This is a genomic window from Allobosea sp. 05T439 (assembly GCF_056396005.1).
The window spans coordinates 50,042-64,343 of the sequence record NZ_JBFTKP010000016.1 but is presented as its reverse complement, the minus strand read 5'-3'; the positions used below and the strand labels follow the sequence as shown (position 1 = coordinate 64,343).

The window sequence follows — 14,302 nt, the reverse complement described above, 5'->3', positions numbered from 1 at the left end:
ACCGGGTTTCCAGATGGCCTCCACTTCCGTCCGTATCGATACGGTGACGAAACGCTATGGCGATTCCGTCGCCGTCGACGGTGTCTCCCTCGACATCGCCCAGGGCGAGTTCTTCACGCTGCTCGGCTCGTCGGGCTGCGGGAAGACGACCCTGCTGCGCATCATCGCCGGCTTCCTGAAGCAGACGAGCGGGCGCATCCTGTTCGGCGATGCCTGCATCGACGATCTGGCGCCGCAGCACCGCAATACGGGCATGGTGTTCCAGAGCTATGCGATCTTTCCGCATCTCAGCGTGGTCGACAACATCGCCTATGGCTTGCGGGCGCGCGGCCTGAAGGCGGCCGAGGTCAAGCACAAGGTCGATACCTATCTGGCGCTGACGCGCCTCTCGCATCTGGGCCACCGCAAGCCGCGCGAATTGTCCGGCGGCCAGCAGCAGCGCGTCGTGCTGGCGCGCGCCATGGTGATCGAGCCCGACGTGCTGCTCATGGACGAGCCTTTGTCCAATCTCGACACCGAGATGCGGATGCACCTGCGCACCGAGATCCGCGCCCTGCAGCGCAAGATCGGCGTCACCACGATCTATGTCACGCACGATCAGGAGGAGGCGCTGCTGATGTCGGACCGGATCGCGGTGATGCGCGGCGGCCGGCTGGAGCAGGTGGCCAGCCCGCACGACATCTACAACAAGCCGAGCACGCGCTTCGTGGCGAGCTTCATCGGCGAGAACAACTTCTTGCCGGCGGTGCATCGTGGCCATGCCGATCCCGGCCATGTCCGGATCGAACTGCCCGGCGGTCAGTTCACCGTCAAGCTGCGCGGCGAGATGCCGGGCGGCGCGATGGACGCTGCCTTCCGGCCGCAGGATATCGAACTGCGGCCGCTCGACGGGGAGGGCGACGGGCTTGTCGGAACCCTGACCGACATCCAGTTCCTCGGCGGCACCGTGCGCTACGCCATCGATCTCGGGGGTGGGCATCTCGTCCAGGTCGCGGGCTCGAGCCGCACCGGCGTTACGCTTCCCGAAATCGGAACGCGCCATCGTCTCGGCGTGTCGCCGGCGGCCATCGCCCTGTTCGCGCCCGAGGCCGCCTGATGAGCGCCATCACCGTGACAGCCGGCCCGCCGCGGCGCGGCTCCGGGTTCTCCCGCCATTTCGGCTTCTGGCCGGTGGTCACGGGCATCGTGCTCGTGCTGATCGTCGGGCTCCTGCTGGTGCCCGTCGGCAATATCGTCGGCGTCAGCCTCTCGGCCGGGGCCAAGACCGGCAGCATCTTCGAGAGCTACGTCAATTTCTTCTCGGAACGCTTCTACTACCAGACGCTGCTGAACAGCTTCTGGGTCAGCATCTGGGCGATGATCTTCGCCGTCTGCCTCGGCGTCCCCGCGGCCTATTTCGTCAACCGCTACGATATCTGGGGACGCGGTTTCGTGCGCGCCGCCGTGGTGCTGACCTTCGTCTCGCCGCCCTTCATCGGCTCCTATTCCTGGGTCGTCCTGTTCGGGCGCAGCGGCGTCCTGACCCAGTTGTTCAACTCCATCGGCGTGCCGCTGCCCTCGATCTACGGTGCGCCGGGCATCATCTTCGTCTTCACGCTGCAGTTCTTCCCCTTCGTTTTCCTGCTCGTCTCGTCGGGCCTGAAATCGATCGACCAGAGCGTCGAGGACGCCGCGCGCAATCTCGGCTCCGGCGAGTTCCGCACTTTCCGCACCGCGATCGCGCCGCTTCTGGTGCCTTCGATCACGACGGGCGCGCTGCTCGTCTTCGTCGCGTCCTTCACCGACCTGGGGACGCCGATCATCCTGGGCGAGCGCTTCCGCGTCCTGCCCGTGTTGATCTATGGCGAGTTCGTCAACGAGTTCGGCGGCCGGCCGGTCCTCGCCAGCGCGCTTTCCGTGCTGCTCCTGCTCGTCACCACGGGAGCGCTGCTGCTCCAGCGTTGGCTCTCGGCGCGGTTTTCCTATGCGACCGCTGCGATCCGCCCGCTGCAGGTCCAGGAACAGCCGCTCGGCAAGCGCATCGCCGCGACGGCCTTCGTCTTCCTGCTGATTGGCTTTTCTCTGCTGCCGCTCGTCAACATCGTCGTCTCGTCCTTCCTGAAGTCGAACGGCCCGGTGCTGGTCGCAAGCTTCACGCTGGACAACTACGCCCGCATCATGGACCGCATCTCGCTGCCGCTGTGGAACACGCTGTTCTACACCACGGTCGCCACGCTGCTCTGCGCGGTCGTCGGAACCGCGGTCGCCTATATCATCGTGCGCCGTCCCGGGCCGGTCTCGAGCGTGCTCGATACGGTGGTGATGTTCTCCTACGCGGTTCCGGGCATCGTCCTGGGCGTGGGCCTGGTGGTGACCTATCACGAGCCGCCCTTCGCCCTGACCGGCACCGCGACCATCCTCATCCTGGCCTATTTCATCCGCCGGCTGCCCTTCTCGGTCCGGTCCTCGGTGAGCATGCTGCAGCAGGTCTCGCGCGATACCGAGGATGCCTCGATCAATCTGGGCGCCGGTCCGGGGCGGACCTTCGTCAAGATCACCGTGCCTCTGCTGGCCACCGCGATCCTGTCGGGCGCGCTCCTGACCTGGTCGAACACGATCCGCGAGCTCAGCGCGACGCTGATCCTGCAGTCGGGGACGACGGCGACGGTCGCGATCGAGATCTTCAACGAGGTCGTGAATGGCAATTTCGGCGTGGCATCGGCGCTGGGCACCGTGCTCATCCTGCTGACCTTCCTGCCGCTGGTCGTGCTGTTCACGCTGCTCGGGAAAAAGGATGAAGCCCTTGTCTGATCCGTGGGCCGCCCCCTTCGAACATGATATGCGGCTGCGCATGGTCGCAGCCTGCCGGGCGATGAATACGGGCGGCCTCAACCGTGGCACCTCCGGCAATCTCAGTGTCCGGCTCGACCAAGACCATTGCCTGATCACGCCGTCCGGCGTCGCCTATGACGCGATGGCGCCTGCCGACATCGCCATCCTGGCGCAAGACGGGCGCTGGCGCGGGCCGCTGCGACCGTCCAGCGAATGGCGCTTCCATGCCGACATCCTGCGGGCCAGGCCCGATGCCGGCGCGATCCTGCACACGCATTCGCGCMACGCGACCGCATTGGCCTGCCTCGGCGAAGGTATCCCGGCCTTTCACTACATGGTTGCGGTCGCAGGCGGCTCGTCGATCCGCTGCGCGCCCTATGCGCGCTTCGGAACCAAGGCTCTCTCGGACCTGGCGCTCGAAGCCCTCGACGCGCGCAAGGCCTGCCTGCTCGCCCATCACGGCATGATCGTGCTGGCCGCGACGCCGGAAAAGGCCCTCGTCCTCGCCCGAGAAGTGGAGGAACTGGCCGCCACCTACCTGCTCGCACGCTCTGCCGGCTCCCCGGGGACGCTGGACGAGGACGAGATGGCGGGCGTGCTCGGCCTGTTCGCCAGCTACGGCACGCCCGACTTCCCCGATGACGAGCTTTCGCGCATGGACGAACGCCTGCCGGAAACGGCAACTCTCTAGGAGGGGCGGGCGCGTCTCCGCCGAGATGCGGGCGTGTCAGGTTCCGGCACGCCGGCGGAACCTGAGGCCGAACGGCCTTCGACCGCAGGCGCAGCCGTCAGGCATCCGCCATGAGCAGATCCGGCTCGAGCAGGGCGAGGAACGCCGGCGACCCCGCCGCATAGCGAAGCTTCTCGTCGAGCTTGGCACTGCGCCAGTCGACCGTATTCTCGATCCCGAGCGCGCTCAGGATCGGCAGGCACGCCATCACGTCCCAGCTTGCCTCGCCGAGGCCGATATAGCCGTCGACATGGCCAAGGGCGAGTTCGATCAGCGAGATCGTCGAGGAACCGCAGCACCGGAACACCATGCGCTGCGCCATGATGAAATCCAGCACCGCGTGCTGATCCCCCGGCGAGACCGCAGGATGCAGCCCGACGCCGATGCAGCCACGCTTCAGGTCGAAACGGGGCCCGCGTTCGAGCAGCGCCTCGTTCATGGTGGGCGCAACCCCGTCGCCGCCGACCAGCATCTGCCGGCGCACTGGCGCATTGACGACGCCGAAGCGCGGTTGCCGGTTTTCGAACAACCCGATCGAGATCGCCCACTGGTCGCCGCCGCGCACGAAGTTGAAGGTGCCGTCGATCGGATCGATCACCCAGAGCCGGCCAGAGCGCCCCTCGATCGCCGCACCTTCCTCGCCGAAGATGCCATCGTCCGGATAGAGCGCGTGCAGCCGCTCGGTCAGGAAATGCTCGACCTCACGGTCGGCGGCGGTGACGAGGTCGAGATGACCCTTGGTCTCGACCGCATTGGGGCTGAGTTCCTTGAAATGGCGTAATGCGATCTCGCCCGCCTCTTCGGCGAGGGCCTTGATGTCGCGTTGCATGGCTTCATGTCCTCAGAGTGAGACGTAGCGCGTGTGTACGGCGCCGCCGCCCTGCGCTTCGATGCGGTGGATGAAGTAAGCATAGGGTTCGCTGACGAGCCCGGGCTCGTGATGGGCGCCCGTCAGCTCCAGGCCGACCTGGAAGGCCGGGCTGCCGCCGACCGCGGCGAGCGCGCCATGCCAGAGCGACTGGTAGGGCCGGTGGATATGGCCGCACAGGATACGGGTCGGTGCGCGGCGCTGGCCGACGAGCTCGCCCAGCAGCTCGCGGCCCTCGACCAGCGCGTTGTCGTCGAGCGCGGTCATGCCCGAGGCGAAGGGCGGGTGGTGCATGGTCAGGAGCAGCGGCTCGTCCAGCCGGCGCGACAGCCGGTCGCGCGCGTAGGCCTGGCGCGCGGGGCAGAGCCTGCCGGCGACATGGCCGTCGTACAGCGTGTCGAGCGCCAGCACGCGCAGGCCCGCGATCATGGTCTCGTAGTGGAGATAGGGCCCGGGCTCGAAGGGCACGATGTCGCCGAAAGCGGCGCGCATGGTCTGGCGCTTGTCGTGATTGCCGGGCGAGACGACAAGGGGCATCGACAGCGGCGCAAGAATCTGGCGCAGCAGCGCATAATCGCGCTCCGAGCCGCCATCGGCCAGATCGCCGCTGATCACCACGGCATCGAGCCGCACCGGCAGCGCCGCGATGTCGGCGATCACGGCGCGCGCCGTCCGTTCGGCATCGTCGCGGACCAGCGAGGTTTCCTTGCTGTCGGCGAAGACATGAAGGTCAGAGATATGCGCGATCAGCATGGTGTCCTCAACGAATGCCCGCGCGCACGAAGCTCTGCACGAATTGGCGCTGGAAGATCAGGAAGGCGATAAGGAGCGGCGCGACCGAGAGCATCGTCGCCGCTGTCACCAGGCTCCAGTCGATGCCTTGCTCGACGGTGGCGAAGACCTGGAGGCCGACCGTGATCGGGCGGGTCTGCACGGAGTTGGAGACGACGAGGGGCCAGAGGAAGTTGTTCCAGTGGTAGCTCACGGTCACCAGGCCGTAGGCGACATAGGTCGGCTTGGCGATCGGGACGAAGACGCGCAGCAGGATCTGGATCGGGGCGGCGCCTTCCAGCCTCGCGGCTTCCTCCAGCTCCTTCGGCACGCTCTTGAAGGTCTGGCGGAACAGGAAGATGCCGAAAGCCGAGGCGAGATAGGGCAGGGCCATGCCCGTGATGGTGTCGAGCAGGCCGAGCTTGGAGAGCGTGCGGTAGTTCTCGACCAGCAGCACTTCCGGCATGATCATCAGCTGCAGCAGCACGACCATGAACAGCACGTTCGAGCCGCGGAACGGGAAGCAGACGAAGGCGTAGGCGGCCATCGTGCAGACCACGAACTGGCAGACGAGGATCAGCGTCACCAGCATGAAGGTGTTGAGGAAATAGTGCGCGAACGGCGCCGCGTTCCAGACGCGGGCGAAATTGTCGAGCGTCAGCGGCGCGAACAGCTCGAAGCGCGCCGCGTAGGCCGGCGGATGGAACGCCGTCCAGACCGCATAGAGCAGAGGCGAGACCCAGAGGATGGCGAGCAGCCAGGCGCCAAGCGTCACCAGCAGCGTCAGTGAGGGGGTGCGATGCTGCAGGCTCATCGATAGTGGACCCGCTTGTCGGCATAGCCGAACTGGAAGAGCGCGATCAGCGCCAGCATGACGAGCAGGACCGCCGTCAGCGCCGCGGCATAGCCGGTGTCCCAGAAGGCGAAGCCGACCTGGTAGACGTAGAACAGCAGGAGCACCGTTGCGTTGTCGGGGCCGCCCTTGGTCATGGCGATGACATGGTCGACGAGCCGCACGGCGCCGATGACGGCGTTGATCGAAATGAACAGCGTCGTCGGCATCAGCAGTGGCAGCGTGACCCGCCGGAAGATCTGGCTGCGGCTGGCGCCTTCGAGTTCGGCCGCCTCGATCAGCGTCGGCGATATCTGCTGCAGGGCGGCGAGGTAGAAGATCATGAAGAACCCGGCCTCCTTCCAGATCGTGATGACGATCAGGGCGCCGAGCGCGGTCTCCTTGCTGCCGAGCAGATTGTTGCCCCCAGCCCCGACCAGGTCGAGCACCTGGTCGACCAGCCCATAGTCGGGGGCGTAGAAGAACATCCAGATATTGGCGACGGCGACCATCGGCAGCACGGTCGGGGTGAAATAGGCCATCCGGACCAGGCCCTGGCCGCGCAGCTTGGCATTRACGAACAGCGCCATCGCCAGCGCGAGCGCCATCGAGAGCGGGATCGTCGTCAGCGCATAGATCGCATTGTTGCTCAGTGCCTTCCAGAACACCGGGTCCGCGATCATCGTCTGGTAGTGATCGAGGCCGATGAAGACGGAAGCCCGGCGCCCGCGCGGCGTCGAGTAGAGGCTGTTACTGAGCGTCGCCAGGATCGGCTGATAGGTGAAGACCCAGAGCAGGACGGCTGCCGGCAAGAGCACCAAGGCGCCGTACAACGCATTGCGGGATGCGGTCATCGTCCTGCTCCGATCCCGGCTACGCTCGGAGGGTTCATTTCTTGTAGGGCTTCAGGATGCGCTCGATTTCGCCCTGCGCATCGGTCATGGCCTTCTCCGGCGTCTTCGCCCCGGTCAGTGCGGCGGCGAGCCCGTCGTTCAGCGCCTTGGTGGTCCGGGCGTTCTCATGCGTCGAGAATTCCGGCACCGAAGCCGCGATCTGCTTGCGCGCCACCTCGGCGGCAGGCAGCTTGGCGACATACTCCTTCAGGTTAGGCTGGTTCCAGGCGCCGTCGCGCGGGGCGACATAGCCGGTCTGGATGGCCCAGTCGGCCTGGATCTCGTCCGAGGTCAGGAACTTGATCAGCTTGAAGGCCGCATCCTTCTCCTCCTTCGGGGCGCCGGAGAAGATGTAGAAATTGCCGCCACCGAGCACCGAAGCGGGCGCGACCTTGCCTGGATAGGGCGCCAGGCCGAAGTCGAACGTCGCGTTCTTGGCGATGTTGGTCAGGTTGCCGGTCGTCGTCCAGATCATGGCGATGCGGCCTTCAAGGAAGTCGGCCGGGGTCGTGCCCCATTCCTGGATGCCGGGCGGATGCACGCCATGGACCTTGCCGAGATCGACCCAGAACTTGAGCGCTTCGACCACCTTCGGATCGGTGAGATAGCTCTCGGTGCCGGCTTCGTTCATCAGCCTGGCGCCGTTCTGGGCGGCGAGCGCGCCAAACAGCCATTGCGCCGAACCGACATTGCCGGGAATACCGACGCCCCAGCGCGTCACCTTGCCCGAGGCGTCCTTCTTCACCACCGCCTTGCCGTAGGCGACCATCTCGTCCCAGGTGGTCGGCGGCTTGTTCGGATCGAGGCCGGCCTCGGAAAAGGCCTTCTTGTTCCAGTAGAGCACCGCGGTCGAGCGCTGGAACGGCACGGCCCAAAGCTTGCCATCGACCTGCGCGCTCTTGAGATAGGCCGGCATGAAGCCGGCGATCCAGGCCTTATCGTCCGGCGTCTTGGCAAAGTCGTCGAGCGGCTGGACGACGTCCTCGTCGATCAGCGTGAAGATATCGGTGGCGAGCAGCACGGCCGTGGTCGGCGGCTTGCCGCTCTTGGCCGCGGTCAGGGCCTTGGTCGTCGTATCGTTATAGTTGCCGGAATAGACCGGCACGACGTCGATCTCCTGATTGGCCGCCTTGAACTTCGCCACATAGCCGTCGATGACCTGCACCAGCGGGCCGCCGACCTGCACCGGATAGTAGAATGTCACTTGCGTCTTGGCCTCGGCCACGGCCGTGAGCCCGGCCAGCGCCAGCGACGCGACGGCCGCCCTGAAGCCTGTCATCCTGAAATGCTGCATTGCTCTTCCTCCCTTTTTTGTGTGTTGAACGTCGCTGTCGTCAGGCCGCGCTGCGCCGCAGGCCGCTCTCCTGGTCGAAGACATGCGCCGCGGCGGGCGGCCAGCTCAGATGGACCGCCGTGCCTGTGCCGAGGCTGGGCTTGCCCGGCATGCGCACCAGCACGCGCTGCGAGCCGGCCCTGCAGGCGATGATCGAATCCGCGCCGAAATACTCGGTGGTCTCCACCGTGGCCGGCAGCCCCTCAGAACCCAGGACAACATGCTCCGGGCGGATGCCGAGGACGACCGGCCTCCCGCCAGCCGGCCCCACGGCCGGTCCCGCGCTGCCGGCGACGACCGCGCCGCCCTCGCGGTCATCGAGCGCCAGGATGTTCATCGGCGGCGTTCCGATGAATTTTGCCACAGTGACCGAGGCCGGCTTTTCGTAGAGATCGGCCGGCGCGCCGTTCTGCTCGATCCGGCCCTGGCGCATCAGGATGACCCGGTCGGCCATGCTCATCGCCTCGGTCTGGTCATGGGTGACGAAGACCATGGTGATTCCGAGCCGCTGCTGCAAAGAACGGATTTCGTTGCGCATTTCGGAGCGCAGCTGGGCATCGAGATTGGAGAGCGGCTCGTCGAGCAGGCAGATCGGCGTCTCGGCGATCAGCGCCCTGCCGAGCGCGACGCGCTGCTGCTGCCCCCCGGAAAGCTGGCTCGGCCGGCGGTCGAGCAGAGCGGCGAGGCCGAGCAGCTCGGCGACATGCTTCAATCGCTTTGCCTGCCCCGCCTTCGGGACGCCGCGCACCGAAAGGCCGAAGGTCACGTTCTCGGCGACGTTCAGGTGCGGAAACAGCGCGTAGGACTGGAAGACCATCGAAAGGTTGCGTTTCGAGGCGGGCAGGGCGGTGACGTCGCGTCCTGCCAGCACGACGCGCCCGGCGCTGACCGCATCCAGCCCTGCGATCAGCCTGAGCGTCGTCGACTTGCCGCAACCCGACGGCCCGAGTAGGGCGACGAATTCGCCCGCCCTGGTGTCGAAGCTGATGTCGTCGACCGCGCGCAGTCCGCCCCAGCTTTTGACGAGGTTCTCGACCCTGATATCGGCCATTCGTCCTCCCGCGCCGGTTCAGGCGAAGATGAATTTTTTGATCGTCTTGTCCGGCAGTGCGGCGACGTGGGGACGCGCCTCCCTTCCGGTGACGACGTGATCGACCCGATCGAGCCGCGCGATCACCGACAGCGCCGTCCGCTCGAATTTCGAATGGTCGGCGACGACGATCACCGTCTGAGCGATATCGATCATCGCCTGCTGCACCGCGGCCACTGCCGGCTGCTGCGTGCAGATCAGGCCGCGTTTCAGATCGACMGAGGAGACGCTGAGCACCGCCTTGTCGACGTTGAATTTTCGGACCATCTCGGCCGCGAGCGAGCCGGCGAAGGAGTGATTGATGTCGACATACTCGCCGCCGATGACATGGATCTGCCGGGCGCCGGCCGCGGCAAGGACCGCCAGCACGTCCGCTCCATTGGTGACGAAGGTCAGTGTCGGGTTGCCCGCGATCCGGCGCGCGACCTCGAGCGCGGTGGTGCCGCTATCGATGAGCACCGCGTCGCCATCGACGATGAGCCCGGCCGCGATCTCGGCGATGCGCCCCTTTTCATCCGCATGGCTCTGCGCCCGCACGGAATTGGTGTTCTCGAACGTGACCTGGTTGACGCTGACGGCCCCGCCATGGGTCCGTCGCAGCAAGCCACGCGCCTCCAGTTCGGTCAGATCACGGCGAATAGTGGCGGTGGAGGCTGAAAGCTCCCGCCGCAACGCCTGAACGTCGACGAAGAGATGCGTTCGCAAATGCTGCAGGACCAGCGCCTGGCGCTCGGGAGCGGAGAGGACGCGCTCCGAGGCGACGTCTTCGCCTTCGGGATCGTCATCGTCTGAAGGAGGGGAAGAGGCGTGCTGCAACCTGGCCTCGGCGAGAAAATGTGGCTTGAGCGATTTCGATCACCATACGATTGATAGCGATCACGTCAAGCGCGCAGCCTCGGGGCCGATCTCGTGCCAACCCGCGCCCGGAGCAATGCGCAGGCGACCAGCTGTCGTTGGGAGACGGCGCGTGCTCGCACGCTGCGAGCCGGGACGGCAAGGGCACGCGTCCTGGAAACGCTGATCGGCCTCAGATTAGCGGACGGCGGATCGCACTGCGATCGCGATATGGATGCCGTCATCTGTCAGGTGCGATGTGACGCTGATGTCCTGGGCGGGAAAACCGCTTCCCGCTGGAAGCGCGATGGCTTGCCCTGGAATGGCGGAAAACCTGCTCATGCTCATCGGCTCGCGCGACCCGAGCGACTTCAGCAGCGCCTCCTTGCGGCACCAGAGCTTGGTGAACTCGGCTGCGGCAGACCGGGGCGGCCTTGTGCGCAGCCACGCGATCTCGTGGGGCGAGAGCGGGCCTTCACCCTCGGAGGGCGGATCGCGCGTCGGTTCGATGTCGATGCCGACGCTGATCCCCTCGGCAATGATGCAGCCGACGCAGCTGCGTGTGTGCGACAGCGAGAAATCGATCGGCGGAACCCCAGCATCGGATCGATGCTCGATCAGGGCGGGTTTCGTGGTCAGGGCGGGTTTCTTGCCTGCCCGGTGGCTGATGTGCAGCTCCGCCGGGTTGGCTCCCAGCCGGGACGCGATGGCGAGCCGCAGCAGGCCATGGGCCGCGATATAAGCGTCCCGGTCGGCCTCGAACCGGAAACGTGCCGCGCGCTGCCTTTCCGCCGCGTCCAGCAACCCTGACAGCAAGGCCCAATCGCGACGAGCGATCTGCGCCAGTCTGAGCAGGTGCACGCTGCCTTGCGTGCCCTTTGGCAGCGCATCCGTCAATTCGGGCAGCTGTGCCCGGGCGAGCAGGAGGTGCCCGTCCGCGATGTCGCTCGCCAGCGTCAGTTGGCGCGCCATCCCGGCACCAGCATGGCTTTCATCGATCCGGTAAAGATCTCCGCCATCGCAAGGATGGTCTCGCTCCGGTAATTCGGGCGCGTATAGAATAACTTCATGCGGAAGCAGTCATTCATCACATAGGCATAGACGTGCAGATGGTAATCCGCGAGGTTGCCTGCCGCGACCGTATCGGGAACGTCCATCAGCGACGGGTGAGGCGGGAGGAAGCGCACGCCGTCGTAATTATCCTCCCAGACATTGCCGATATACTGGAACAACGTGCGCACCTTGTCCTCGCGCGCCAGGAGCTCGGCCCGCGAATCGCTTGAATAGTAGCGCAGCGCGCTGTGTCCGATGCCATTGTCGGGGATGGCGCGGTACTGCGCCGCGACCGCCTCGAGCGCTGCGGCGAGCGCCGGCTCGCTGTCGAGCTCGCCATCGGGCAGGCGGGCGGTGATCGGCGTGTGGGTGATGAACCAGCCGACCGTGCGCGAGGGATCGGCAGCGCGGATGCAGCTCTCCCGGCCATGGGCGACCTTGTGAAAGATCAGGTTGCGCTGGCCCGACAACCGGTTGGCCGTGACGGCGAGACTGGCGACGATGGCGTGAATCAGGGTCGATTGAGCCGCGCCGCCCAGCCGCTCGCGCAGGCCTGCCACCTCGCCTGCATCGAGAACCTCGAAGCCGTGGCTGTCGATGTCACGCTGCAACGCTCCCTCGACCTGCGCATCCTCCGGGAAGGGCAGGGCGTCGCTCGCCTCGCCGATCCAGTAATCGAGCTGCGCCTCGGCCTGCGGGCTTCGCGCATAGGCGATCACCTGCTCCACCCATTGGTGATAGGGCGTGGTCTTGGCAGGCAGCACGACGGGCTTGCCGGCTTCGAGGGCATCATAGGCGGTGCGCAGATCCTCGAGCGTGACCTGCAGGGACAGGGCGTCCGTGACGAGCTCATGCATCGTCAGGAAGAGATGGTGGTTGCTGCCATCGGGATCGGCGAACAGGGCGACCGTCATCACGGGGCCGTTTGCAATGTCGAGCGTCGCGTGCAGCCGCTCGATCTCGCTGCCGATGAAGCCGAGCTGCGTCTCAAGGGGCACTGCGGGCAACGCAAGCACGTGCACCGGGACGCGCTGGGCCTCCGGCAGCGCGATATAGTGCTGCGCATAGTGGCCATCAGCGCTCTTCGTGAAGCGCAGGCGCAGCGCATCGTGATGGGCGACGACGTCGTTCAGTGCGCCCTGCAGCAGGGACGGGTCGAGCATGGCGCCAAGACGGGTGATGAAGCCGACATTGAACATGTCGGGGTTCGGCCTGGCCCAGGTGAAATAATAGCTCTGCATCGGACTGAGCGGCGAGACCGCGCCGGGGGTGGTCCATGCGCTGGCAACGCTCGTCCTGCCCTGGAGCAGGGCGGCGAGAGCGCGGATCGTCGGATAGTCGTGGATATCGGCCGGCGTCAGAACGACGGAATCGGCTCGCGCACGCGCCGCAACGCGAAAAGCCTGGATGGAATCGCCGCCGATCTCGAAGAAATTGTCGTCCATGCCGACGCGGGACTGCCCGAGCACCGCCCTCCAGATCGCCAGAAGGCGGCGCTCCATCTCGGTCGAGGTCGCGTCGGCTTCCTCCACGACGGGGGCCTCGTCGCTCACCGTCAGGGCGTTGCGATCGAGCTTGCCGTTGGGAAGCCGCGGCAGCGCCCCGATCTGGATGAAGCGCGAAGGCACCATGTAGTCGGGCAGGCGCGTCAGCAGAAATCGGCGCAATTCACTGGACAGGGTGCTGTCGAAGCTGTCGGCAGCCGGCAAGACGCAGAAGGCGACGAGTTGCCGTCCTCCCGCCGTTTCCGCGGCGCTGACGGCGCAGGCACGGATCTTCGGATGGGCTGCGAGCGTCGTCTCGATCTCGCCGGGCTCGATGCGGAAGCCCCTGATCTTGATCTGGAAATCCTTGCGGCCGATATAGTCGAGCTCGCCATCGGGCCGGGTCGAGACCATGTCTCCGGACCGGAACAGCCGCGCATGCTCGCGTTCACCGGGCTCTGCGAACGGATTGGGAATGAAGGCCTGGCCGGTCAGGTCCGGGCGTCCGAGATAGCCTTTCGCAAGCCCTGGGCCTGAGACGCAGAGTTCGCCCGCGACGCCGGGACCGACGGGCTGGAGATGGTCGTCGACGACATGGATGCGCATCCGCCCGATCGGCTTGCCGATCGAGACGATCTTGCCCGTCAATGCAGCGGGGGTGACGGTGCAGCAGGTGGCGTCGGCCGCCATCTCCGAGGAGCCGTAGAGATTGATCAGCGTGACGCTCTCGCCGAGTTCCGTGACCTGGCGGGCAAGGTCGCTCGGAAGCAGTTCGCCTGACGATGTCAGATAGCGCAGACGGGGCAGGCGAGTGCCGGTGGCGCGGGCAGCCTCGATCAGGGCCGCCAGCAGGGATGGCACCAGGATGAGGCGCGTGATGCGCTCATCGGCGAGAAGCTGCAGCAGCTGGAACGGATCGCGCGCTGTCGCATCATCGGCGACGACGCTGGGAATGCCCTTCAGCAGGCCGCCGAGCATTTCCCAGATCGAGTCGACGAAATTGAGCGCGGTCTTGCTGCAGCAGATTTCGCCGCTCTCGAACGGGAATTCCTGCCACATCCATTCAAAGCGGCTGAGCATCGCGGCATGCGAGCCGAGAATGCCCTTGGGTCGGCCGGTCGAACCAGAGGTGTAGACGACGTAGGCCGTGCGCTCGGGATCATCGGGCGGTGCCGCCGGCATGCTGCCCGCTGCCGGCAGGGGCCTGTCGAGATTCAGGAGCGCGCAGCCGGATTCGCGGAGGAAGGCCGCATCATGTGTCGCGTCCAGCGTCAGCACCACGGGCGCGGCTGCGTCCTCCAGCATGAAGCGCAGGCGGTCCTCGGGATAGGACGGATCAAGCGGCACCCAGGCGCATCCCGCCTTGAGAATGCCGAGGATGCCCGCGACAGCCGCGATGCCGCGTGGCATGCACAGGCCGATCAGCCTTGCCTCGGATGTGCTCTCGCCGGCGGGCAGGAACTGACGGATGGCTGTGGCGATCTCGTGGGCCCAGGCATCGAGCTCGGCATAGCTCAGCCGCCGTTCACCGGCCTTGATCGCCAGTGCCGTGGGCAGGCGCCGCGCCGTATCCTCGAAAATGCGGTGGAACATGGAAATCCCC

The 14,302-nt window shown here is 66.2% G+C and carries 12 protein-coding genes; 3 read left to right on the top strand and 9 right to left on the bottom strand.

All coding sequences use genetic code 11. From position 1 onward, the window contains the following. The first annotated feature begins 13 nt into the window (after positions 1–13). The 3 genes from AC1DIO_RS19415 to AC1DIO_RS19405 are packed head-to-tail and all read left to right on the top strand — an operon-like array spanning position 14 to position 3,502. The gene (locus tag AC1DIO_RS19415) at positions 14–1,096 is read left to right on the top strand and encodes an ABC transporter ATP-binding protein (protein ID WP_476775967.1); all 1,083 of its coding nucleotides are present in this window, start codon (positions 14–16) and stop codon (positions 1,094–1,096) included. Continuing rightward, entirely contained in the window at positions 1,096–2,790 is a 1,695-nt protein-coding gene (locus tag AC1DIO_RS19410; protein ID WP_476775966.1) for an ABC transporter permease, read from the top strand. The genes AC1DIO_RS19415 and AC1DIO_RS19410 overlap by 1 nt, the downstream gene beginning before the upstream one ends. Beyond that, positions 2,783–3,502: a class II aldolase/adducin family protein gene (locus AC1DIO_RS19405; protein ID WP_476853926.1), complete on the top strand. Its 720-nt coding sequence runs from the start codon at positions 2,783–2,785 to the stop codon at positions 3,500–3,502. The genes AC1DIO_RS19410 and AC1DIO_RS19405 overlap by 8 nt, the downstream gene beginning before the upstream one ends. A 97-nt stretch (positions 3,503–3,599) precedes the next feature. On the opposite strand, the gene AC1DIO_RS19400 is transcribed toward AC1DIO_RS19405, so the two are convergent. The 9 genes from AC1DIO_RS19400 to AC1DIO_RS19360 all read right to left on the bottom strand — a co-directional run bounded on the left by AC1DIO_RS19400 (position 3,600) and on the right by AC1DIO_RS19360 (position 14,292). Continuing rightward, entirely contained in the window at positions 3,600–4,370 is a 771-nt protein-coding gene (locus tag AC1DIO_RS19400) for an inositol monophosphatase family protein (protein ID WP_476775964.1), read from the bottom strand. A 12-nt stretch (positions 4,371–4,382) separates the two neighbouring features. Further along, complete coding sequence (locus tag AC1DIO_RS19395) at positions 4,383–5,162, bottom strand: metallophosphoesterase (protein ID WP_476775963.1); 780 nt, start codon at positions 5,160–5,162, stop codon at positions 4,383–4,385. Positions 5,163–5,169: 7 nt separating this feature from the next. Then, on the bottom strand, positions 5,170–5,994 hold the full coding sequence (locus AC1DIO_RS19390; protein WP_476775962.1) for a carbohydrate ABC transporter permease: 825 nt from the start codon (positions 5,992–5,994) through the stop codon (positions 5,170–5,172). Further along, positions 5,991–6,866 (bottom strand): carbohydrate ABC transporter permease, encoded by an 876-nt coding sequence (locus AC1DIO_RS19385; protein ID WP_476853925.1) that lies wholly within the window; start codon positions 6,864–6,866, stop codon positions 5,991–5,993. Before AC1DIO_RS19385 ends, AC1DIO_RS19390 begins: the two co-directional genes overlap by 4 nt. Positions 6,867–6,900: 34 nt before the next feature. Then, complete coding sequence (locus tag AC1DIO_RS19380) at positions 6,901–8,199, bottom strand: ABC transporter substrate-binding protein (protein ID WP_476853924.1); 1,299 nt, start codon at positions 8,197–8,199, stop codon at positions 6,901–6,903. A 40-nt stretch (positions 8,200–8,239) separates the two neighbouring features. Then, positions 8,240–9,289 (bottom strand): ABC transporter ATP-binding protein, encoded by a 1,050-nt coding sequence (locus AC1DIO_RS19375; RefSeq protein ID WP_476853923.1) that lies wholly within the window; start codon positions 9,287–9,289, stop codon positions 8,240–8,242. An 18-nt stretch (positions 9,290–9,307) separates the two neighbouring features. Continuing rightward, the gene (locus AC1DIO_RS19370; protein WP_476853922.1) at positions 9,308–10,144 is read right to left on the bottom strand and encodes a DeoR/GlpR family DNA-binding transcription regulator; all 837 of its coding nucleotides are present in this window, start codon (positions 10,142–10,144) and stop codon (positions 9,308–9,310) included. Between the two features lie 216 nt (positions 10,145–10,360). Further along, a complete protein-coding gene (locus tag AC1DIO_RS19365) occupies positions 10,361–11,134 on the bottom strand; it encodes a 4'-phosphopantetheinyl transferase family protein (protein WP_476853921.1) in 774 nt (257 codons plus the stop codon). Beyond that, positions 11,119–14,292, bottom strand: coding sequence for an amino acid adenylation domain-containing protein (locus AC1DIO_RS19360; protein WP_476853920.1), 3,174 nt, complete (start codon positions 14,290–14,292; stop codon positions 11,119–11,121). The genes AC1DIO_RS19365 and AC1DIO_RS19360 overlap by 16 nt, the downstream gene beginning before the upstream one ends. Between the last annotated feature and the right edge of the window lie 10 nt (positions 14,293–14,302).